Source organism: Pseudomonas sp. NPDC089569, from assembly GCF_050280625.1.
In the GTDB taxonomy this organism is placed as follows: Bacteria; Pseudomonadota; Gammaproteobacteria; order Pseudomonadales; family Pseudomonadaceae; genus Aquipseudomonas.
In genome coordinates this window covers 84,545-106,553 of the sequence record NZ_JBNNVQ010000003.1, presented here as the reverse complement: position 1 = coordinate 106,553, position 22,009 = coordinate 84,545, and the positions used below count along the sequence as shown (strand labels likewise).

The 22,009-nt window shown below is 56.8% G+C and carries 17 protein-coding genes, 1 tRNA gene and 5 pseudogenes; 14 read left to right on the top strand and 9 right to left on the bottom strand.

Annotated elements, in window-relative coordinates:
- Positions 1-146 precede the first annotated feature (146 nt).
- On the bottom strand, positions 147-1,034 hold the full coding sequence (locus ACQKP2_RS02840) for a Dyp-type peroxidase (RefSeq protein ID WP_427574192.1): 888 nt from the start codon (positions 1,032-1,034) through the stop codon (positions 147-149).
- 302 nt (positions 1,035-1,336) lie between these two features.
- Between ACQKP2_RS02840 and ACQKP2_RS02835 the strand changes: the two genes are divergently transcribed.
- Together ACQKP2_RS02835 and ACQKP2_RS02830 are read left to right on the top strand one after the other, a co-directional pair.
- Positions 1,337-2,962, top strand: a complete 1,626-nt coding sequence (locus ACQKP2_RS02835) for an NADP-dependent glyceraldehyde-3-phosphate dehydrogenase (RefSeq protein WP_427574190.1) — start codon at positions 1,337-1,339, stop codon at positions 2,960-2,962.
- Positions 2,963-3,030: 68 nt separating this feature from the next.
- Entirely contained in the window at positions 3,031-4,050 is a 1,020-nt protein-coding gene (locus ACQKP2_RS02830; RefSeq protein WP_427574304.1) for an FUSC family protein, read from the top strand.
- Between the two features lie 7 nt (positions 4,051-4,057).
- Here the strand turns inward: ACQKP2_RS02830 and ACQKP2_RS02825 are convergent, their stop codons facing one another.
- A complete protein-coding gene (locus ACQKP2_RS02825) occupies positions 4,058-4,951 on the bottom strand; it encodes a DMT family transporter (RefSeq protein WP_427574189.1) in 894 nt (297 codons plus the stop codon).
- Between the two features lie 137 nt (positions 4,952-5,088).
- On the opposite strand from ACQKP2_RS02825, the gene ACQKP2_RS02820 reads away from it, so the two are divergent.
- Positions 5,089-5,526 carry an Lrp/AsnC family transcriptional regulator gene (locus ACQKP2_RS02820; protein ID WP_427574188.1) on the top strand — a complete coding sequence of 146 codons (438 nt, stop codon included), beginning with the start codon at positions 5,089-5,091 and terminating at the stop codon, positions 5,524-5,526.
- A 66-nt stretch (positions 5,527-5,592) separates the two neighbouring features.
- On the opposite strand, the gene ACQKP2_RS02815 is transcribed toward ACQKP2_RS02820, so the two are convergent.
- Positions 5,593-6,264 (bottom strand): Bax inhibitor-1/YccA family protein, encoded by a 672-nt coding sequence (locus ACQKP2_RS02815; RefSeq protein ID WP_427574187.1) that lies wholly within the window; start codon positions 6,262-6,264, stop codon positions 5,593-5,595.
- 123 nt (positions 6,265-6,387) lie between these two features.
- Here ACQKP2_RS02815 and ACQKP2_RS02810 point away from each other — a divergent pair.
- Together ACQKP2_RS02810 and ACQKP2_RS02805 are read left to right on the top strand one after the other, a co-directional pair.
- Positions 6,388-6,475 (top strand) — tRNA-Ser (locus ACQKP2_RS02810).
- Positions 6,476-6,733: 258 nt separating this feature from the next.
- Positions 6,734-6,877, top strand: a pseudogene (locus ACQKP2_RS02805) (methyl-accepting chemotaxis protein); the annotation flags it as partial.
- A gap of 107 nt (positions 6,878-6,984) precedes the next feature.
- On the opposite strand, the gene ACQKP2_RS02800 reads toward ACQKP2_RS02805, so the two are convergent.
- From ACQKP2_RS02800 to ACQKP2_RS02790, 3 genes are all read right to left on the bottom strand, one after another.
- Complete coding sequence (locus tag ACQKP2_RS02800; RefSeq protein WP_427574186.1) at positions 6,985-8,565, bottom strand: diguanylate cyclase domain-containing protein; 1,581 nt, start codon at positions 8,563-8,565, stop codon at positions 6,985-6,987.
- Between the two features lie 894 nt (positions 8,566-9,459).
- On the bottom strand, positions 9,460-9,747 hold the full coding sequence (locus tag ACQKP2_RS02795) for a hypothetical protein (protein ID WP_427574184.1): 288 nt from the start codon (positions 9,745-9,747) through the stop codon (positions 9,460-9,462).
- Between the two features lie 601 nt (positions 9,748-10,348).
- Entirely contained in the window at positions 10,349-11,779 is a 1,431-nt protein-coding gene (locus ACQKP2_RS02790) for an aldehyde dehydrogenase family protein (protein WP_427574182.1), read from the bottom strand.
- A gap of 124 nt (positions 11,780-11,903) precedes the next feature.
- Between ACQKP2_RS02790 and ACQKP2_RS02785 the strand changes: the two genes are divergently transcribed.
- The 5 genes and pseudogenes from ACQKP2_RS02785 to ACQKP2_RS02765 all read left to right on the top strand — a co-directional run.
- Positions 11,904-12,806: a LysR family transcriptional regulator gene (locus ACQKP2_RS02785; protein WP_427574181.1), complete on the top strand. Its 903-nt coding sequence runs from the start codon at positions 11,904-11,906 to the stop codon at positions 12,804-12,806.
- A 46-nt stretch (positions 12,807-12,852) separates the two neighbouring features.
- Positions 12,853-13,197, top strand: a complete 345-nt coding sequence (locus tag ACQKP2_RS02780) for a hypothetical protein (RefSeq protein WP_427574179.1) — start codon at positions 12,853-12,855, stop codon at positions 13,195-13,197.
- 265 nt (positions 13,198-13,462) lie between these two features.
- Complete coding sequence (locus ACQKP2_RS02775; RefSeq protein WP_427574177.1) at positions 13,463-14,059, top strand: hypothetical protein; 597 nt, start codon at positions 13,463-13,465, stop codon at positions 14,057-14,059.
- A gap of 606 nt (positions 14,060-14,665) precedes the next feature.
- Complete coding sequence (locus ACQKP2_RS02770) at positions 14,666-15,091, top strand: hypothetical protein (RefSeq protein ID WP_427574176.1); 426 nt, start codon at positions 14,666-14,668, stop codon at positions 15,089-15,091.
- Positions 15,092-15,104: 13 nt separating this feature from the next.
- Positions 15,105-15,344, top strand: a pseudogene (locus ACQKP2_RS02765) (tyrosine-type recombinase/integrase); the annotation flags it as partial.
- Positions 15,345-15,412: 68 nt separating this feature from the next.
- Here the strand turns inward: ACQKP2_RS02765 and ACQKP2_RS02760 are convergent.
- From ACQKP2_RS02760 to ACQKP2_RS02750, 3 pseudogenes are all read right to left on the bottom strand, one after another.
- Positions 15,413-15,961 (bottom strand): annotated as a pseudogene (locus ACQKP2_RS02760) (methyl-accepting chemotaxis protein); the annotation flags it as partial.
- A 342-nt stretch (positions 15,962-16,303) separates the two neighbouring features.
- Positions 16,304-16,993, bottom strand: a pseudogene (locus ACQKP2_RS02755) (PAS domain-containing protein); the annotation flags it as partial.
- 278 nt (positions 16,994-17,271) lie between these two features.
- Positions 17,272-18,082 (bottom strand): annotated as a pseudogene (locus ACQKP2_RS02750) (AraC family transcriptional regulator); the annotation flags it as partial.
- Between the two features lie 59 nt (positions 18,083-18,141).
- Between ACQKP2_RS02750 and ACQKP2_RS02745 the strand changes: the two are divergent.
- From ACQKP2_RS02745 to ACQKP2_RS02730, 4 genes are all read left to right on the top strand, one after another.
- The gene (locus tag ACQKP2_RS02745) at positions 18,142-18,444 is read left to right on the top strand and encodes a hypothetical protein (protein ID WP_427574174.1); all 303 of its coding nucleotides are present in this window, start codon (positions 18,142-18,144) and stop codon (positions 18,442-18,444) included.
- Positions 18,445-18,850: 406 nt separating this feature from the next.
- Complete coding sequence (locus tag ACQKP2_RS02740) at positions 18,851-19,573, top strand: IclR family transcriptional regulator (protein ID WP_427574173.1); 723 nt, start codon at positions 18,851-18,853, stop codon at positions 19,571-19,573.
- Positions 19,570-21,300 carry a hypothetical protein gene (locus ACQKP2_RS02735; protein WP_427574171.1) on the top strand — a complete coding sequence of 577 codons (1,731 nt, stop codon included), beginning with the start codon at positions 19,570-19,572 and terminating at the stop codon, positions 21,298-21,300. The genes ACQKP2_RS02740 and ACQKP2_RS02735 overlap by 4 nt, the downstream gene beginning before the upstream one ends.
- The gene (locus ACQKP2_RS02730) at positions 21,297-22,004 is read left to right on the top strand and encodes a hypothetical protein (RefSeq protein ID WP_427574169.1); all 708 of its coding nucleotides are present in this window, start codon (positions 21,297-21,299) and stop codon (positions 22,002-22,004) included. Before ACQKP2_RS02735 ends, ACQKP2_RS02730 begins: the two co-directional genes overlap by 4 nt.
- Positions 22,005-22,009 lie beyond the last annotated feature (5 nt).

Here is a 22,009-nt window from a genome sequence, read left to right as displayed (position 1 = left end):
ATACTGTTTACGCATAAGGTTAGATTCGCTGTAGGAGCGAGCGGTGCGGCGATCCGACTTGCCCGCGAACAGGCCTGACGTCGTGCGGCGCCATTGAGTACGCCTTCGCCGGCAAGCCTGGCTCCTACGGAGGGATTGCTTGTAACTCAGTCGATGCGCAGGGCGCGCAAGTCCAGGCGGCCATCCTTGAGCGGCGGGCACCAGTAGTAGCCGCCGGTGAGCGGTCGGCTGATGCGGTACAGGCCGTCGGTGATGCCGTCCTCCAGACCGCTCATACGGCGCAACTGGGCTTCGAAGGCATCGAGGGAGAAGCCGAAGGCCAGGAACATCAGGCCGGCGCGGTCGCCTTCGATCCAGGGCATCGAACGACGGACCACGAACGCTTCGGGCGCGAAGCTTTCCTGGGCGGTACGCTTGACGTGGGCGCTGATCGGCGCGTCATCGAGTTCTTCGTTGTCGCTCAAGCGACGCCCCATGATGTCGTCCGTTTCGTGAGACGCCATTGCATGGAAACGCTTGAGGTCATGCTGCCATTGCTGGATGGCGGCAAAGCTGCCGCCCACCGTGCCTTCAGCGCCTTGCGACACTAAAGCGGCGGCCGCCGCGGCTTCGTCCTGAGGGTTCTCGGTGCCGTCCTCATAGCCGGTCAGGTCATGCCCGTCGCGATGGCGGAAACCTTCGGTGACCTGCACCAGACGCAAGGCCGGTGCCAACGCGGCTACAAATTCATTGCTGCGATTGAGCAATTCTCCACGATCGGTGCCATGCAACCAGCACCACAGCGCATGTTGCGTCGACGGGTTGTCCACCCCCACACCGGTCATTGCCGGGAACACCCGCAGCCCTTCGATGTGGGCATCGAGCGCCTTGACCAGGGATTCACCGAAGCCAACCACCGCGGACTTGCCATCCACCCTCTGTACCAAGCGGTCGAGCGCAGCCGGCAGTTCAGCGGCGGACTCGAGGACGAAGAACATATGACGGGCGTGAGGCGGAACAGGGGTGGCAAGAATGCCTGGCTGGTTGTGACTCATGGGAACTCCTTGGCAAATAACCCGAGTTTAACCGCAGCACAGGCCGTTGTGTGGACTGGGGTCAAAAGTCGGGTTTCAACAACCGTGCAAAGCCGTCTACGCTTGAGGCACAAGATCCAGAACCACAACCCCTCTACCCTGCCCATTAGCGCTCGCCCCCTGCTGCACTGTAGGAGCGAGCATGCTCGCGAAGGTAGCTCAGACACCGCGGGCATCCAGACAGCCCGCGTCATCGTTCACGACCATCGCGAGCCTGCTCGCTCCTACAGGTTCGTGGCAGGCATCTCACATGAGGTAACGACATGAGCACAGCAGATTTCCTTGGCAACCTGTTTCCCGAGGCTGGCAGCATTCCTGAGCAGTACCGCCTCGACGGCCGCATGGAACAACGCGAATACCTGGTCGATGGGGTCCTGAAAACCTGGCCGGGCGCCCTTGCCACCGTGCGCAGCCCGGTGTATTTGCGCGGCGCCAATGGCGACGAACAAGTCATCCTCGGCAGCACACCGCTGCTCGATGCCGACACCGCGCTCACGGCCCTGGACGCGGCCGTGCGTGCCTATGATCGTGGCCAGGGCTTGTGGCCGACCATGCGCGTGGCCGAACGCATCCAGCACGTCGAGACCTTCCTGGCGCATATGCGCGAACAACGCGAGGCGGTGGTCAAGTTGCTGATGTGGGAAATCGGCAAGAACCTCAAGGACTCGGAGAAAGAGTTCGACCGCACCTGCGATTACATCGTCGACACCATCAATGCCCTGAAGGAGCTGGACCGTCGCTCCAGCCGTTTCGAACTGGAACAGGACACCCTTGGCCAGATCCGCCGCGTTCCGTTGGGCGTGGCGTTGTGCATGGGGCCCTACAACTACCCCTTGAACGAAACCTTCACCACATTGATCCCGGCACTGATCATGGGCAATACCGTGGTGTTCAAACCGGCCAAACTGGGTGTGCTGTTGATTCGCCCGTTGCTGGAGGCCTTCCGCGACAGTTTCCCCGCCGGGGTGATCAATGTGATCTACGGCAGCGGTCGCGAGACCGTCAGCGCACTGATGGCCAGCGGCAAGATCGACATTTTTGCGTTCATCGGCACCAACAAGGCGGCCAGTGACTTGAAGAAGCTGCATCCGCGCCCTCATCGCCTGCGCGCGGCGCTGGGCCTGGATGCGAAGAACCCCGGCATCGTCCTGCCGCAGGTGGATCTGGACAACGCGGTGAACGAAGCGATCACCGGCTCCCTGTCGTTCAACGGCCAGCGCTGCACCGCACTGAAAATCCTGTTTGTCCATGAAGACGTGGTCGACGCCTTCATCGAGAAATTCAACGCCAAACTGGCCACGCTCAAACCCGGCATGCCGTGGGAAAGCGGCGTGGCACTGACGCCTCTGCCGGAATCGGGCAAGGTCGATTATCTGCACGCACTGGTGGCCGATGCAGTCGGCAAAGGCGCGCAGGTAGTGAACCCCCACGGTGGCGAAGAACGTGCCTCGTTCTTTTTCCCGGCGGTGCTGTACCCGGTAACACCGCAGATGCGCGTCTATCAGGAGGAACAGTTCGGCCCGGTGGTGCCGATCGTGCCGTATCGCCACCTGGACACGGTGATTGATTACGTCCTGGAATCGGACTTTGGCCAGCAACTGAGCATCTTCGGCAGCAATCCGGTAGCAGTCGGTCGGCTGGTGGACACCTTCGCCAATCAGGTCGGACGCATCAACCTCAACGCCCAGTGTCAGCGCGGACCGGATACCTACCCGTTCAATGGTCGCAAGAACTCCGCCGAAGGCACCTTGTCGGTGCATGACGCCTTGCGGGTGTTTTCGATCCGTACCTTGGTGGCGACCAAATTCCAGGAAACCAACAAGGACCTTGTCAGCGAAATCATCAGCGGACGCAGTTCGAGTTTCCTGACCACTGATTACATCTTTTGAGGAGTAGAGACCTGAGCAAAACCACAGCCCATCGACTGCCGCCACTGCTGCGCCGGTTACTGCGCCCGCTGCTGGATCCGTACCAGCGCTATCGGCATGCCAGAATGATTCACGCGGTGCGCGTATCCCTGGGGTTGCTGGCAACCATCCTGCTGACAACCGGCATTCACTTGCCCCACGGCGAGTGGGCCTCGGTGACGATGCTGGTGGTGATCGGTGGTTTGCAACATCACGGCAATATCGGCAAAAAAGCCGCGGAGCGGGCCATCGGCACCCTGATCGGCGCCGGTGTCGGCCTGTTGCTGGTGGTGCAGCAAGCGTGGCTCGGCTTGCCGTGGCTGACCTATTTCGCCATGGCAGTGGTCTGCGGCTTTTTCTCGTACCACGCCATCGGCAAGGGGGGCTACACCGCCTTACTGTCGGCCATTACCGTCTTCATCGTTGCCGGACATGGCGACAACCCTGTCACCGACGGTTTGTGGCGCGGGGTGGACATCTTGATCGGCATCGCCCTGGCCCTGGCTTTTTCCTTCGCCCTGCCGCTCTATGCGGTGTACTCCTGGCGCTACAACCTGGCCGACGCCTTGCGCGACTGCGCGACCATTTACGCTCGCATCATCAAGGGTGAATCCGTCACGGCGGATGAACACCTCAAGCTCATGGGCCGCCTGAATGCGGTGATGGTGCAACTGCGCTCGTTGATGCCTTCGGTGTCCAAGGAAGTGCGGATTTCCATGACCGAACTCGATGCCATTCAACGTCACCTGCGCATGTGTGTCAGCACCCTGGAGATTCTCGGCAATACCCGGCCGGATGCCAATGATCCCGAGGCCATGGCTCAACTGCAATCGGCCATGAAAGCCGAGCATCGGTTGATTCATGTGCAGTTGATCGCTATGGCCCGGGCGTTGAAGACGGGGGAATCCCGCCGACTCAGTCGCCCTGTCGAGCTGCCGTTGGACACGGGCCTGGACACAACAGTCCATAACCCGCTGGACGGTTATCGCTTACTGGTTCGGCAGTTGGCCGCCAACATCGGCGAGATGCGCCAGCGTCTGGCCGACACGGCGCCGCGCTGGAACATCTGACAGCTGCTTACTGGGTCGCTGTACGCCGCAGCTTCAGGCTCCAGCCCTGTTGCATGCCGGCGGCGGCCAGGAGAATCGCGGCAACACCGATCCATTGCAGCGGCTCCAGGCGATGACCAAAGGCAAACCAATCGACAAAAATGGCCGCAATCGGATAGATGAACGACAGTGCACCGGTCAACGCCGTCGGCAGTTTCTGAATCGCACCGTACAACAGTACGTACATCACGCCAGTGTGAACGAATCCCAGCGTCACCAGACTGGCCCAGGCGCTTGGAGCCTGCGGCAGCGTCGAGAAGTGCGCGAACGGTGCGAGCAACAGGACACCCGTGCTGACCTGAATCAATGCGATCAGGTGCGGCGGTGTGCCGGTCAGGCGCTTGATGACCAACGCGGCAATCGCATAAAGGAACGCAGCGCCCAGCGCCAGCACAATGCCGATCAGGTATTGGTCGCCACTCTCGCCCTGCCCGCCATGGGCACTGACAATCGCCAGCATTCCGAGAAATGAAACACCCAGCCAGGACAGCTTCTGCAGGGTAATTTTCTCGTTGAGAAACACCGCGGCCAGCCCCACCAACATGAACGGCTGAACGTTGTAAACGGCGGTGCCGATGGCAATCGAAGCGCGGGAATAGGAGGCGAACAACAGCACCCAGTTGCCCACGATCGCCACGCCGCTGAACACCGCCAAGAGGAACGTGGTGCGAGTCAGAATGCCGGGGCGCAGGAAACCGAATGCTGCGCAAATCAGCAGCAGCGCGCCGGCGCCGAACAGGCAGCGCCAGAACACCACATCCAGCACGGGTTGCCCCGACACCAGCACGAACCAGCCGATGGTCCCGGAGATCAGCATGGCGGCGGTCATTTCGAACGAGCCACGGCGTATTGTTTTGTCCATCTTCAGACTCCTCTGTTGATGGGCAAAGTATGCCAATCCGCCCGAACTCATCTCCATAGCAAAAAGCAGGCTAAACTCGCACCCTGCCTTTTTTATGAAGGCAATTTTCAATAACTGCCTAATTGAGGTTCTTCGCCATGACCGATGACATCGACCAGGTGCTGATCACGGCATTGATGGAAGACTCGCGCCGTTCGCTCAAGGCGCTGGCGCAAATCAGCGGCCTGTCTTCACCCAGCGTTGCAGAGCGCCTGCGTCGGCTTGAAGAACGTGGCGTGCTCAAGGGCTATACCGTTGAAATCGACCCGAAATCCTTCGGCTATCAACTCCAGGCCATCGTGCGCATTCGCCCGTTGCCAGGCCAGTTGCAGGAAGTGGAACGGCAAATCATGGCCATTGCCGAGTTCACCGAGTGCGACAAGGTAACCGGCGACGACTGCTTCATCGCACGCCTGCACGTACGCTCCATGGAGCAACTGGACACCCTGCTCGACCGCCTCAACACCCATGCCGAAACCAATACCGCGATCGTCAAGAAAACGCCGGTAAAACGACGATTGCCGCCAATGGCCTGATTTTTTTTGCCAGATCACAGGCATTAAAAAACCCGCCGAAGCGGGTTTTTTATTCACCGATGATGATCAGTCATCGCGGCCCATGATGCCGAACAGCTGCAACAGGCTGACGAACAGGTTGTAGATCGATACATACAGGCTGATGGTCGCCATGATGTAGTTGCGCTCGCCACCATGAATGATCGCACTGGTCTGGAACAGAATGCAGACCGAGGAGAACAGCACAAAACCTGCGCTGATCGCCAGTTGCAGGCCGCTGATCTGGAAGAAGAAGCTGGCCAGCGTCGCGCCGAGCAGGACAAAGAAGCCTGCGGTGATGAAACCGCCGAGAAAGCTCATGTCCTTGCGCGAGATCAGCACGTAGGCCGACAGACCACCGAACACCAGCGCAGTCATCGCAAAGGCCGAGCTGACCACTTCAGCACCGCCCTGCATGCCCAGGTAGCGATTGAGGATCGGGCCGAGCAGGAATCCCATGAAACCGGTCAGGGCAAATGCCGATACCAGGCCCCAGGCCGAATCACGGAGTTTGTTGGTAAGGAAGAAAAGGCCGTAGAAGCCGATCAGCACTACGAAAACGTTAGGGTAGCCGACCCGCATCTGCTGGGCGACATAGGCCATCACACCGCTGAAGGCAAGCGTCAGAGCCAGCAAGCCGTAAGTGTTGCGCAGGACGCGGCTAACCTCTAGCTGCTCAGCCTGCACGCTGTTGTTCACTGCGTAATCCTGTTCGCGCATGGCGACACTCCTGTTGGTTTGAAACGTTCAGTCGCAAAGATCATAACAGACGCTCTGTAACAAGCGATGCAGAGAGTTTGACAGTGTGTTTCATTCAGGTATTATGGCGCCCGCAACAGCAACGGAGGTGTGGCCGAGTGGTTTAAGGCAACGGTCTTGAAAACCGTCGACTGTAACAGGTCCATGAGTTCGAATCCCATCGCCTCCGCCATCTTCATACGACAAAGCCCTGATTATTCAGGGTTTTGTCGTTTCTGGGGTTTGCCGACTGGACTGAACCCCGACGCCATCGTTTCCGCATTTTTTTGGCCATTTCCGCAACCCACCCCGTAAAAGCATGGTAAGTCATCTCTGAATCGCCAGACCTCCGATGTCCTGCCGGCGGCTTGGAGCTCGCTGAATTCTGCATGGAAGACTCACGATGACAAATACAGATCTGCTCCCTTCCCTGCTGTTCAAGCTCAACGAAAACCAAATCGCTCTTGAAGCTACCATCCTGGAGCCCACTGATATCGAAGCCGCTCGCGCGGGTGAGCAAGGCCGCGGCTTTGCCGTTGTAGCTGATGAAGGCGGGGCCTTGGCTCATCGGACTCAGGAGTCGACGCAAGAAATTTAACTGATGATGATCGGCATCATGTCGGGATCGGACAAGTCTGTGCTATCGATGCAGCAAAGCAGTGCCGAAGCCAAGCACTTCAAGAAGCGGGGCAATCCGCTGAATCAAATTTTTTGTAGGCATTTGCGCTCGAAGTTGGCGTGGAACCTAACTGCATTCTTGCCGGCATTCTTGGCCTCGTACATCGCAACGTCAGCCAGCCGCACCAGTTCTTTCGGAGTGTCTCCGTGATCCGGGTAGATACTTATCCCGATACTCGGCGTAACCGAGACCCGATGCCCGTCGACCACAATGGGTTCGCCCACCGATGCCAGCAACTTTTGGGCAATCGGCTCGACATGCGCAATCTCATGAACTTCTTCCAGCACCATGGCAAATTCATCACCACCCAGGCGGGCCACGGTATCGACCTCCCTCAGGGAGCCTTTTAACCGCGCCGCGACCGTGATCAACGTGCTGTCCCCTACCCCGTGCCCCAACTGGTCGTTGATCTGCTTGAAGTGATCGAGATCGAGAAACAGGATCGCCACTTTGGAGCCTGTACGATGGGCGCGGGCGATGGCTTGGGTCAGCCGCTCAACGTACAGCAGACGATTGGGTAAATCGGTCAATGGGTCGTGGGTCGCCAGGTACCCCTGGAACTCCAATTCCGCATGCTGCTTGGTGATATCGCTGCAAACGGCCGCATAGTTCAAATCCGACTCGTTCAAACCAGGGATGGCGGCAATGGACAGTGACTCCAGATACAGATCTCCGCTCTTCTTGCGGTTCCATATATTCCCTTCCCAATAGCCCAGCTCCCGGATAGAACGCCACATCTCGGTGTAGAAATCGACGGGATGCCGACCGGAACTCAACAAGCTGGGATTCTTACCCAACACCTCTGCCTCGGTGTACCCCGTCATCCTGGTGAAGGCCGGGTTGACCTGGGTGATTTCCCCGGATCGATTGGTGATGATTACACCGTCCCTAGCGGTGCTGAACACCTGATCCACCAGCCATAGATGTTCGCGGGATTTTTGCTCTGCGGTGTCACGCTGTCGTCTCCAGCGCAACGATACGACCAGGCCGCCAACGAATCCAAAGCCACCCAGCAACAGCAATGTCCCGGCGATCCACAGAACCCTGTCGAAAATTACGCCGCTCAAGTCAGCGAACTTCGCCGCCTGGTGGACATTTGTCTCGATGTCTTCTGCGATTAGGCGGTCCAGTTGATCGAAGAAAGGCTTTTTTTCCTCATGCCAACTCCTCATCGCTTCGTAGCCATCCGATTTGAGCCGCCGATGGCTCTCCCTAATGACTGTCGCGGCGAAATGCAATTGCTCATTGAGTTGGTCCGCGAGGCGCTTCTCCTTATGGCTACTAACACCCCCGGAATAATAAAGCTGCCATTCACTGGCGATGCTGCTCAAATCTGCGTTTATTTCTCTGATGAATCCATCGGCATCGATGGGGTCGCAAGCGAGAATTCGCCACTGCAAACGACGGATATCGGTTTGCGCCGCCCGAATATTGGACAGATGCCCTATCGGCGCCGCACTGCCGTAATACATACCCCGAATATAACCATCCAGCTGCCTGACCGTTAACAGCCCCGCCACGATAAGCGCCGATGCCAAAACAAAGCAGAAAGTGATAACGACATACACTCTTGTATTGGTTTTCCGGGTTAAATCGGTACGCATTACAACACTCCAAAAAAGGACTTACATTTTTCTACTATTGACGCGGCACCCACTTAAATTAAGTGGACACCATGGCCTTCGGCGGTGGCATCGGGAAAACGTGTTGGCCGGACGGATGCGGCATGACAATAGATTTGAGTGATTCACACGCGGCCAGAGGCCTGCAGATTTTCGCTGGATTACGCGCGCTTGCAGGGGCGGTACAGGACGCCACTCATAATGGTGAGCATTGATTCGGATAGAAAACTGATAAGCACCATTTCACACCCGCCTTAAAGGGCTGAAGTTTCTTCTCCTGCCACTGCAAACTTACGCTGTGGTTCTAAATTGGCCGGGCCAAGAGATCTTGAGCGTTGCTGGCGAAAGATTTCAGGTGCGCATCCCTGCGCCACTCTTAATACGATTTTTTAGTTCGTAGCTTTTCTTTTTTGTGTTATCGCACCCCACAGAACTCCACTGGTTAGTGCGAACGACGGAGCCCGAACCCTCTAAAACCAGAACTCGGTCTGCCCCCCCGAAAAAGGCTCATGTGAATACGGTATAGGAATATCCAGGCAGGTATTCCTGAAAACGACGCAGGGTTTTCCCTATAAAAAAGAAGCCCCTTTTATTGAAAGTGATTATCAAAGAAAATACGCGCCGCCATTGAAAGGGTGCACCGGTACAGGTGAAAACCACCACATCGTGCGATGAGCAAATACGAGTCGAAATTGGCAGCGACCTTGTCCTCCCTTATACAGCTCAAAACAATCCGCCCAAGGTCGCCGGTCACCGCATGACTGCACCAATGCTTCGTCTGAGGATCGACGATGCGCGAAAGGTTGCAGCAGTGAAGGCGCAGGAAAACGAAGATGCGAAGCTCGCTGCCTCTCTAGCCCCCCGCGCGAGCCTTTCCTAAAGCTTTTCGGCGTGCTTTGCCACGTAGGTTGCGTAATCGTAAAACACCCAGAAATCTTGCTCTGTCACGCTGGTTGACCCCTCAAGGTTCTCGAGGCAACGTTTCAGCGCATGTTCGATCAAGCCGTTTCTCATGACGACCCGCGTCACTTCATCACCTTCTTTCAAGCGAATTGCAGCCTCAAGCTGATGAACTGCAGCAATTTTCTCTCGCAGAATCTGCCTGGCCAATGCATCGCGCTCGATGATCTTGTCCCATAGGTGATCTACCAATTGTGCTGGCACTTTCGACCTCCCGAACCTGATGCTTGTCAGGCACTGCTTTTGGCTACCTGAAGGGGTCAATATCCATCTTCAGCGTAGACCAGGCGGATAAATTATGACTGCTCTGTCGAACCCGTTCGACAGACTTCATCTGGCCGTTGCTGCTATCAAGCGATGGGCAGAAATTGGCGTTTTCTGCCTATCACGAATGATCAGGCTCGGTTTGCTTCAGGTGAGGCCGCTACCGACCAACTCGCCGTTATTTGGTGGTGCTGAATAAGCTAAAATCCGACAATTTCGTTTCCGCAGGTAAACTTCCACCCCTTGATTTCAGGGGTCTCCAAAGCAATCATCGATTGCTCACTTGCGGAACAAATTCTTTATTAACTAATTGAAATATAAGAATTAATCATCGAACTTGAAAAACGTCGACTGTAGCAGGCCCACGAGTTCGAATCCCATCGCCTCTGCCATCTACATATGACAAAGCCCTGATTATTCAGGGCTTTGTCGTTTCTACCGCATCAAAAATTTTGCCAGCCCATACTTCAGCCCATACCTTGGTAAGCGGCCACTGGCTGCCACTCCCCATCCAATGCCCTCACACAGGAACCCGACCCGGTCATTTCAACGAGTCATACGCGACCAACGTCTTCGGCTCCAGATACGCGCTCATCCCCCATCTGCCCATTTCGCGCCCAAGGCCGGAATGCTTGAACCCACCGAAAGGGGCTCGCGGTTCGTGGGCCAGGGTGTTGATGAGCACGCGTCCCGAATCAATCTGACGGGCGATGTTCATACAGCGCTCGGAACTTTTTCCCAGCACCAGAGCGCTCAGCCCGTAGTCCGTATCGTTGGCAATGCTGATTGCATCAGCATCATCTTCATAGGGGATGATCGTCAGCACGGGGCCGAAGATTTCTTCACGCGCGATGCGCATCCGGTTATTGGCATCCGTGAAGATCGTCGGCTTCACGAACCATCCGGCGTGCAAGCCTTCCGGGCGACCTTCGCCACCGGCCAGCAACCTCGCGCCTTCTTCCTGGCCGATACGGATGTAGCGCTGCACCCGTTCCCATTGTTTCTGGCTCACCATCGGGCCGATGTCGGTGTCTGCGTTGCGCGGGTCGCCCGATCGAATCTGTGAGACGCCCTCCTTCGCAATCCGCTCGAACTCTGCCAGCCGGCTGCGCGGCACAAGGATGCGGGTGCCCGCGATGCAAGCCTGGCCACTGTTGAGAAATCCGGCTTGCAGTACCAACGGCATGACCGCCTGGAAATCCGCGTCGTCCAGCACCACGGTGGGCGACTTGCCGCCGAGTTCGAGCGTCACGCGCTTCATGGTGTCAGCACCGCTTCTTACCAGATGCTGGCCGACAGCGGACGAACCCGTGAACGAGATTTTGGCAACGTCAGGATGTCGGGCGATTTCCTCGCCTACCACATCGCCCCGTCCGTTGACGATATTGAATACACCCGGTGGCAGCCCTGCTTCGTGCAACGCACTGACCACGACCTGCGTCTGCAATGCACTCATCTCGCTTGGCTTGATGACGGCGGTGCAGCCTGCCGCCAGCGCGGTGGCCAACTTGTTACAAATGAAGCCCGCATTGCTGTTCCAGGGCGTGATCAGGCCGGTCACGCCCACGGGCGTCAGAATGACCCTGGCCATGCCGACCTGTTCCTCGAAATCGAACGCCTGCAGTGCTTCGATTGCTTGCGCAATCACATCCGCCGGATAGGTCGCCATCCAGCGCCCGCGGACCGCAGGTGCGCCGTACTCCACGAGGATGGCTTCCAGCAGTTCTTCCTCCCTTGCCGCCACGGCCCGGTGCATGCGTTGCAGTGCCGCAATGCGCTCCTCCCGGCGGGTACGAGCCCAGGCTGGAAACGCTGCCTTGGCGGCTGCAATGGCACGCCGCGCGTCCAGTGCGTCGCCGAGCCGAACCTGACCGATGACCTCCTCAGTGCTCGGGTTATGGAGGTCAAACCATTCCTGACCGTGTGGAATGACGAACTCGCCGTTGATGTAGATCTGTTCAATGCGTTGCATGGCGACTCCTCGCTCAAAATGACTCGCCTGAATCGAGCCTCTGTGATGCGAAGTCTAAGAAGGGTTGATTATTCCGATAAGCTATCCTTTAGCTTATGAAGAATCCTTATTTTCAGGACAATCCATGCACAGAACAGGAATGACCGAGCTGGAAGTGGTGCTGGCCGTTGCTCGCCGCAGCAGTTTTCGTGGCGCAGCACAGGAGTTGGGCATGTCCACCACTGCCGTGAGCAGCGCGGTGGCCGGCCTGGAAGCGCGCCTGAAGGTGCGTCTGTTCAATCGTTCCACGCGCAGCGTTGCCCTCACCGACATAGGGCAACGCTATGTGGAACGCATCGCCCCTGCATTGGCACAAATCAAAAGTGCCGGCGAAGAAGCCAGTGTCGGCCCCGACGCCCCCAGCGGCACACTGCGCATCAATGCACCGTATGGCGCGGCCTACCTGCTGCTCGAACCGCTATTCAAGCAGTACGCTCAGCGCTATCCCGAGGTGCGCATCGACATCGTCAGCGAAGCTAGCATGGTCGACATTGTCGCCGGCGGCTTCGACGCCGGGATTCGCCTGGCTGGGTCCGTTCCGCAAGACATGATTGCCGTGGCACTGTCAGGTGACATCCAGATGCTCGTGGTGGCAACACCCGATTACCTCGAACGCCATGGTGTGCCCGAACACCCACGAGACCTGCTCACCCACCAGAGCATCGGCATGCGCATGGCCCACGGAGGCCTCTACCAGTGGGAACTGGAGCGCGACGGGCAGAAGCTGCAAATGGATCTGCCGGTGCGCTTCGCCTCCAACGAGTTGCAGGCCATCAAACAGGCCGTGTTGTCGGGCCTTGGCATCGGTTTCATTTCCGAGTGGTTCATCCAGGAAGAACTGGCAAGCGGCGCCCTGGTGCCGATGCTGATGCCGTGGTGCCCGTCGTTCGGCGGGTTGAGGCTTTACTACTCGGGCCATCGCTTCGTGCCGGCACGGTTGCGCGCACTGATTGAACTGGTGCACGAATTGCGGCCCACTGCGGCTTGAACATGTTTAGCCACCTTTTATCGTCGCAATCGTATCTGGAGTCCCCATGGAAACCCGCCACTTGCATCGCTTGCTCCGGGAAACAGCGAAGTGTGATTCCGCCGTCCAGTCACTCATTCTCATACTTGAGGCCGCCGTCGAACTGGTGTCGATTCCGGGGAATGATTTCTGCTGGTCGTATTGGGCTGATGAGTTCAAGGCGAGAGCTGAACTACAAGCCCTGATCCACTCACTGAAGGCCGGTACTTTGCCTGAGCGATTGAACGTCGCCGTGTTGTTTGCACCGACCGGACCTTTGCAGGAACTGGGCATGAGTAGTGGATGGGCTGAGACCTATTTGAAGGTCGCCGGTAAATATGATGAGGTTGAAAGGTTGCTGTGGGGAAGATGAGAGTAGCGGCCGCTCGCGAACGGCAGAAATCGGCCAGAAGCGGCCTTTAAAGGGTGGTCATTATCGTCCAATGCTGTAAAAAATGGCTATGCTTAGATTGCTGTCACTAACTCTATTCGTCTCCATTGAAATACATCTTCAGTCAGTGCCGGCTCAACTTCATGCGCTCCACCTAGTAACGAGTGATTGCAAGACAAAAGGTGTTATTCACTAATCCCCTGAGAGGTCATCGACCACTCGGACTTGTTCAGGATTCGGAGGCCAAATGAGTGAGCAAGCAGGTGGTCCGACTTTTCCAGTGGCACTAATTCAATTGTTAGGGGATCTAGCTTGGCCAGCTATTGCTTTGTATGCAATTTATGCATTCCGAACCCCGTTAACGGAATTACTAAAGAGATTAGCATCCTTGAAATTAGGAGATAATGAGTTTCTATTCCAACAACCTACTGAAACGGCAGCAAAGTCTTTATCTCGGAACGCATCACCAGTCGTAGAGTTGGGAGCCGACGGTTTTTTAACAGTGAATAGCATTCATAGCTTTGTAGCCGACTCAGGCCTACTCGACGAAAATGAATATGTGAAAAAAGAGCTGCTAATTTTTCAAACCCCCAAGCAAAAAACTTGGCTTGTATCTACTAGCAGTTACGTATTCATCTTGCTGGATAGTGAGCAAACGCGGGGAAAACTAAACGTAATCCAAACTTTTTTCGACAAGCATAAGACTTTACCACTTGACTTCACCACGCAAGATGGTGCCGGGAGCGTCAAATTCGCCGCAGAGAGTACATGGTGGTATTACAGCTTACATCTATTTCCATCTACCTCGTCTTTCAATGACAGTGTTAGAAAACTAATACAATAAAAATATTGCGCCAAATTTCGAATAAGGCCATATGGCTAAACTAACGCTAGCATCAACCGACCGCTACGGTCGTTTTCTGTCCCTGCGAAAGGCAGCTATGGTTAGATTTCCGCCCTCGGCGACAGCAAAAAGCGGCCAGAAGAGGACGATCATAAACTAGCGACTGAAAAGGGGACGACTGAAAAGGGGACAGATTTATTTTTGTTACTCTAAACACCCGCTCCTGGCCAATTTTTGCCCGTATTGACAGGCAGGTTTGGGTCGATTAGCGACCTCCACGCATTGCGGAGAAGAAAGGGGACTGATCTATTTTCTTAAAGAAAGCAAAAATAAATCAGTCCCCATTTTCGGAGTCCCCATTTTCGTCGTCCCTTTGCATCGGATTTGACCGTCATGCTGGGTGGTCATGACCCGCAGAGAACGGCCATGAACGGACGGTCAGCCATAGCATTCTAAATGGCTCCGTTCAAACCTATCTCACCTATGCTTATGCGGTATTGGTTCGACGACATGAGTGAGCCAATCACCACTCTTGCAATCCCCTGGGCGCTTTGCGCTCCGATCACCTCTTACACCACCTAGGTCCTTCTGCCTTGAGGAGTTCGCATGGCACTGCAAATTAATTTCAACCTCAGCCCGGAAGAAATCGGAAAACTGGACGAACTCATTTCTACGCTCGGCCCGTCCAAAACGGATAGTGTTCGACATCTTCTGTCTGTGTGGCAATACATGAATCTGGCGAAGAGTGAGCAGTTACCGATCTACGCATCCTTTGATCAACTCCACATCCTCAATGACGCGGCTCTTGAGGAGGTAAAAGTCTCCGCCACATACAATGAGCATCTAAAGGCTCTCAGAGCGCAGGAGCTTGTAGAGCAGAAGCAGCATGAAATGTCAGTCGCAAAGCAGAAGGCGGGAGAGTTCTATGATGCGCTTCAACTCAAGCCTGGTCTTTTTGGTTTTGGCGTGGACTTGAAGCAGGTATTTAAGATGTTTCAGAGGAAGAAAAAGAACAAGAAGCCCAAAGAATAACAACTCAGAGCATCTCTCCACCAGACAATACTCTCGAATAGTCAAAGCATGGGTTACAGCCATTGGCCTTGACCCAACTATGTACGGTACTCACACGTTACGGAGAACGAAGGCATCGTTGATCTATCGCAGGACGAAAAACCTGAGAGCTGTCCAACTCCTGCTTGGTCATACGAAGCTTGAAAGCACCGTCAGATACCTGGGAATCGAGGTCGATGATGCCCTGGAAATGGCGGAACAGACTGAAGTCTAACCATCCATCGCGACGGTCGATTCTAGACCGTCGCTATCTGCCCCTATCTTCACCCCGCTGGACGACACCTAGTGCCGACGCTCCCAAAACTGCCGCGCCAACTCACGAAGTTCCACAGTCAACTTGGCGACTTGCCCTGCACTGATGTGATTGGTTTTCCCCATTTCAACGTTGTCATCAGCGGCGCTGCGTACATTCATGATGCTGCGATTGATGCTCTCGCTAACAATGCCCTGTTGTTCTACCGCCGTGGCAATTTGCGCGTTCATTTCGGTAATTTCATTAACGCGCCGACCAATGCCCGTTAAAGCACCTGCAGCCTGTTGAGCCCGACTGACGCTGGATTGCGCCTGCTCTCGGCTCCTTTCCATGACCGTCACCGCAGAACGGGCACCCTCTTGCAACACGCTGATCATCTGTTGGATATCGGTGGTCGATTGCTGAGTTCGTGCGGCAAGGCCTCGTACTTCATCGGCGACCACGGCAAAACCCCGCCCCTGCTCTCCTGCCCGGGCAGCCTCGATCGCAGCATTCAATGCCAGAAGATTGGTCTGTTCCGCGATGCCACGAATGACATTCAGGACATTGGAAATCTCTGTGCAGTGATTTTCCAGTTCTTGAATGACGCCGGCCGCTTGTTGAATCTCGTCATCCAGTTCGATGATCGATTCGCTTGTGTGGGCGACCAGATTACCGCCGCTGCGGGTTTCACTGTCCGCCTTGTCCGCAGCCTTCGCGGCATTCAGGGCATTACTGGCAACCTCCTGAATACTGGCAACCATTTGGGTGACGGCAGTCGCGATCAGATTGGTTTCTGCCTGTTGCTCAACCGTAAGCCTGTCGCTGGCTTCAATGGCTTTGAGAAGATCGTCCGCACACCCGCCCAATCGATTGGAAACATCCCCGATCCGGCCGATGACGGAACCGGTTTCAACTTGTGCCATGCGCAAGGCAAACTCGATCTGGCCCAACTCATCGCTGCGTCCGGTATAGATAACCTGACTCAGCGGATTGTCTGCAATATCGCGTGCTTTTGACGACAGTGCTTTCAAAGGACGCAGCATCCGGTTAATGACCAGCGAGCCCAGCAGACAGGCAAGCCCGGCGACCGGCATCACTTTCTCCAGCGGCAATTGGGTGATGCTCACCAGCCCGACTGCACTGAGGGCGATGATAGAACCGATCGACAGGGAGAGTTTGGGCTGCAAGCCCAAACCTGACCATTTGAACCGTGCAGCCTTGCCACTGCGAAGCCTGGCATACAGCTGTTCCGCCGCCTGCACCTGCCGGGCATCAGGCTTGGTACGCACCGATTGGTACTCGACGATTTGGCCATTTTTGCTGATCGGGGTGACATAGGCACTGACCCAATAGTGATCGCCGTTCTTGCAACGATTCTTGACCATGCCCATCCAGGATCGCCCGCTCTTCAAGGTTGCCCACATGTGCTGGAAGGCCGCCGAAGGCATATCGGGATGTCTGACAAGATTATGAGGCTGCCCTAGAAGTTCGGCTTCGGAAAATCCACTGACTTTGATGAAGTCGGGATTTATATACGTTATATGGCTCTGGGTATCCGTCGTGGAAAGTATATTCACGTCCTGTGGTAGTTCGACATTTCGGCCTGTAACCGGCAAGTTAGTTCGCATAGCACGTCCACGACAAATATTGGTTGACTTGAAGCACTCGAAAGCACCACGAAAAATCACAGCACTGAACTTTTAATGAGTCTAATTAGTTACTCCCACGCAAAAACTTCCACCAAACCATGAACTCAGCAAGTTTAAGATGGCACTTTCATGAAGACCCGTCAGGAAATCCCGAAAATCCATCAGGAAATCCTGAAAATCCAATGCGAGGAATAAAGAACAGTTACAACCGATACAAAGGCCCTGACCGATGCTCGATGATCTGCCTGCGTAACCTCTCAAAGCATTTGCTTGCGCCAGGTACCGGGGGATATTCCGAACTGATGCTTGAATGCACGGCTGAACGCGGCTTCGGATTCATAGCCCACGGCAAAGCCGACTTGCGCCACATTGCCGCGCCCTTCGCGCAAGTGCTGAGCGGCCACGTGCATGCGCCAGAGGGTCAGGTATTGCATGGACGGCTGGCCGACCAGCGCGGTACATCGCTGCGCGAACACCGAACGTGCCATCCCCACTTCAAGGGCCAGGGCCTCTGCGGTCCAGCCTTCGGTGGGACGCGCATGGAGCAGCGCCAGCCAGCCACGCCGCTCAGCCGGTAGGCCGGCGACATACTGGCTGATGGCTTCGACGAAGAGCAGTTCGGAAAGCTTGGCGATGACTGTTGTCAAGCCGGCGCGCCCCGCGGCGATTTCACTGACAGCGAAACGAAACGAGCTTTCGATCCAGATCCCCGAAGGTGTTGCGCGCAGGTTTAGTTTCAACAGGGATGGCAGCGATGAACGCAGCGGGCCGAAGGGCGTTTCGGAACCAAGGAAGCCGCACAACAACTGCGTGGCCTCACCGCTATTGCCGTACTTGATGCGTGAAATGCCGCCGATCTCCGGCGGTTGAATGACGTCCTTGACCGGCATGGGTGCCATGCCCAGATCGCTGCCGAAACTATGGACCTCGTTGCGCGGCACCAATATGAGTTCGCCCCCCTACGTCGACCGCGTCACCGTCGTCGACACGTACCTGCATATGCCCCGCGGAGACAAAATGCGAGGCAATGACATGCCGGGGTGGCGCCATGAGCGGATTGCAGTCATCCGGTTAAAAGCAGCCTTACAGAATGCTGTAATCCACTATCAATAAATGCGGCTGACACCATGCCCCAGCCCACAAGTCACCTATTTTCTAATGTAAGGAAAATCAGCGATTTCCGGCCTGACGTTACCGCTATCGTGCTTTTCTGCCTGAAGGCGGAAGACAATGACCTGGTGCATCTGGAAATACGCTTTAAGGACTACGCAGAACTCCAGATTGCAGGCGACCACTTGATGCTTGGATTGGATGAGGCCCTGGAAAGCGCCGAGTTCGAGTACGGTATTTTGCCGAATGATTGGCGAGTTATGAGCGAGACGGAAATTCAGCGAATCCCACTCTCTGTCGGTGAAACATTCGTTTATTGATTTGACCGTTTTGGGTCGACCACTACTCTTCGCGAAGGGTAACTTTTGGCCGATTCTTGACGGTCATGACCAGCAGAAACCGGCCAAAAGGGGCAGCCAGGCACCTCTAAGAAACCAAGGGAGATTCACCAAAAACTACCCCTCCTTACCCAGCCCTCTCACCCGAAAAGGGCTGTCCTCCAAGCGCATATCTGCGCTCCCACGCAGAAAAATCTTCCCCATCCCCGGGGAAAACCGACTCTAAAAAATCCACCAATACCAGACGATCCGAGCAAAACCCGTCGCCTGAATTTTCTATCGCCCACAAAAAATCCCCCGAAGCATTGACACGCATCAAGGGCAGGATCAGAATTTATTGCATATGAATACCACGTATTCTAATAGAAGACAACAAGAGAAATCAAAAATGGCTGTACGCACACTTTCCTCCGTCACCAAGACCCTCGCGGTCCTCGATTACGTCGCGTCCTCACCGCGCGCCGTGCGCCTGACTGAAGTGGCCAAAGCCCTTGACGAAGCGCGCGCAGCAACTCATCAGCGGTTGATCACCCTGGCCGACGGCGGCTGGATCGAGCAGACCGAAGAAGGCAGTTATCGCCTGACCCTGCGCATCGTTCGCTACGCCAGCATGGCCATGGAGCAAGGTAACCTGGGTGAGCGCGTGGCTGACGTGTTGCAGGACATGGTCACCGAAAGTTTGGAAACCGCCTCCCTTGCCGTTCTGGAAGGTCATGAAGCGGTGATCCTGCGTCGAGTCGAATCCAAGGGAATCCTGCGGGCAGACTTGCGGGTCGGTGCCCGGCTCAATCTGGAGCGCACGGCGATGGGGCGGATTCTGGTGGCCCATGCCCGCCCGGAAGTCATCGCCCAATTGCGCGCCGATGGCATCGCACTGCCGGAAGAATCCCTGCTCGAAACCTACCGCCAGCAGGGTTACGCCGTGTCCGGCATGACCGGACCACGCGCCGTCTCCGCGGTCGCCGTACCGATCTTCGACACCCATGACAACTGCATCGCCGCCCTGGCGATTTCCGGCCCCGAAGCCGGCTTCGATCTTGATAAATGCGCCGCTATCGCCTCCGCCGCCGCGGATGTCGTGAACGCGCGCCTGCGTGGAGCCCAAGCATGACTGCCGTACCCAACTATCAAACCGAGTCGCATGCGCATCGACTTGCGCGATTGATGCGCTCGCCCGCACAGCTGATGAAGCCCGAGCGACTGGCGGTGATTCAACCATCACGCATTAGTGCTTCCCATGCACTGATGGCCCAAGCCATCGAGCAGCGCTGGAAAATCACCTGCACCCGGTTCGACATCGATGCAAAGGGAAGCGGCGTCGCCAACTACCTCATCGAAATCGATAGCTGGAAATTCTCCTTCCCGGTGTTTGCCTTCGAGCCCTCGGCTCACGGCCGCACAGGCCGAATCATCGGTCGTTCCTGGGACATGCTGGGTGCACTGGTAGAAGGCGAGATCAGCGAACAGGACTTCGCCAAAACCGGCGAAGAACTGCCCAAGCTCTATGAAGGTCGTGCAACCCCCAACACCTTGATCTGGTGCCGCTCCAACCGCAGCGCGCGCTTCTTCAATCAGGCGGTCGAAGCGCTGGCGGCCGGTCGCCAACCGGATGTCGGCGTACTCGCGCAAACCTGCTATCTGATGCGCAACACCGGACTCGACGGCAACGGCACCTTCGGCACCAAAAGCTTTTTGGCCTATGAAGAGGATCACCCTTTACGCTGGTCCCTCGCCGCACAAATGCTTTGTGCCTACATGATGCGCGTGTATGCCCAGGACCTGGTCCAGCACCTGGCTCGCCTGGCATCGCCGAATGCCTGCGCAATGGCGCCTGAACTGCGGCGTTTCCTTGGAGTGGGCAATGGCTCGGCACTGGGCTTGATGCTGTTCGTCAATAACCACCCGCGACTGATCGAGCGCTGGCTGTGGATTCGCGAGGAAGCCCTGGCCAATGCCAAAGGCCTGGAACCTGAAGTGGCGCTGGAGCGATGCTCTCTTCTATTGACGCTGCTCGACCGGGCGATTCAGTTCCGCGAACAGGACCGCGGCGTCTATGAGTCCTTCATCAGCAGCGCTGCCGTCGCCGCCGAACTACAGACAGTCCGTAGCGAAGTCGTGCGCTTGCAGGCGCGCTTGCAGACCGGCCAAGTGATTGGCGACCTGCCATTCGCCGAACTGTGCCGCTCGCTGGATGGCCGCGTCCATGACGAAGTACTCGAAACGTTGCACAGCCTGCTGATCGAGTTGGTGCCACAAGTCGCCGATCGCCTGAGCCGCAACCTGATCCTCGACGAGGAACTGGTGGGCACACCGGAAATGCCGGTCGGTCGTCTGCGCGAATTGCTGCGCAGCGAATACCCATGGGCATTCAACATCGATCTGGACGATAGCCGGCGCCGCTACGTCTGGTACAAATCCGCCACCGCGGAAGAACCCCGTCGCGGTCCACAGGACGCGCTGGGCGATGTGGTCAACCTGGGCCTGGACTTGCCGCGTCTGATTACCAGCCTGGACGAGGAACTCGCTGCCCAGCCGGAAGACCTGAGCACCGCCCGCTTCCTGCTCATGCATCCGCGTCACCGAGCCATCGTGACCCGCGTGCAGGCGCTGGCCGGCACGCCCTATCACTCGCCCCACGCCGACATCATGAGCGAGGACTTCATCCCCGCGCACATCACCCGGTTGCTCAACGTCGGCCTGCACGGCATCGACAAAACCCGCGACTACCTCAACCGCAACCTGCGCGGCGTGCTGTTCCACGGTGCTCCGCTTCCCGAAGACCTGGCCAGCGGCAACGCCAGCCATCACTGGTTCTACCCATCGGAGCCTGCCCTATGAGCCTGTCCCCTACCCCTCGCACGCTGCAGGTCAGCCTGCGCGAATGCCGCCTGGTGTTTGAACGTTTGATGCAAGTGGTGCGCATGGAGCCCGGCATGGTCCCGGCCCTGCGTGACTGCGCGCTGTATTCCGCGGCATTGAACCTGGGCGGTTTCGCCGAACTGCAAAGGCACCTGCAGTTGCTGGAACAAAGCGGACCGCGGGCGCTTTCGCTGGATAACCAGATTGACGTGAAAAGGGTCGATTGCGCCGGTCAGCACGCCTGGCTGGTCGCCGACACCCTGCTCGACCTGCTGGCAGACGACCTCAAGCGTCATGGCGAAGCCCGCCTGCGGGTGGCCAATGTGCAGGAGCCCGAAGAACTGCACGTGATCAAGGCTCTGGCCGAGCGTTATGGCCTTTGCATCGAACTCGCATCCGACACGCAAGGCTTGACCCTGACCGCACAGCACCGGACTCAAGCGCCGACCTTGCTCGACCAGATCCGCCTCAACGGCCTGAAGGTCGAAGCCGCACTGTGGTGGAAATTGTTCCATCACGCCAACGAAGCACTGGCCCCCGACTCCTTCGAATCGCGTCGGCATGCAGGCTCCATCATGGTCGATGCAAAGGGCCGACTGGTCGGCCGCCCGGACGAAGACGAAACGGATCTTTCGCTGTTGATGGCCGGCATCGAATCCGGCACCACCGCCCCTACTCACTAAGAGGA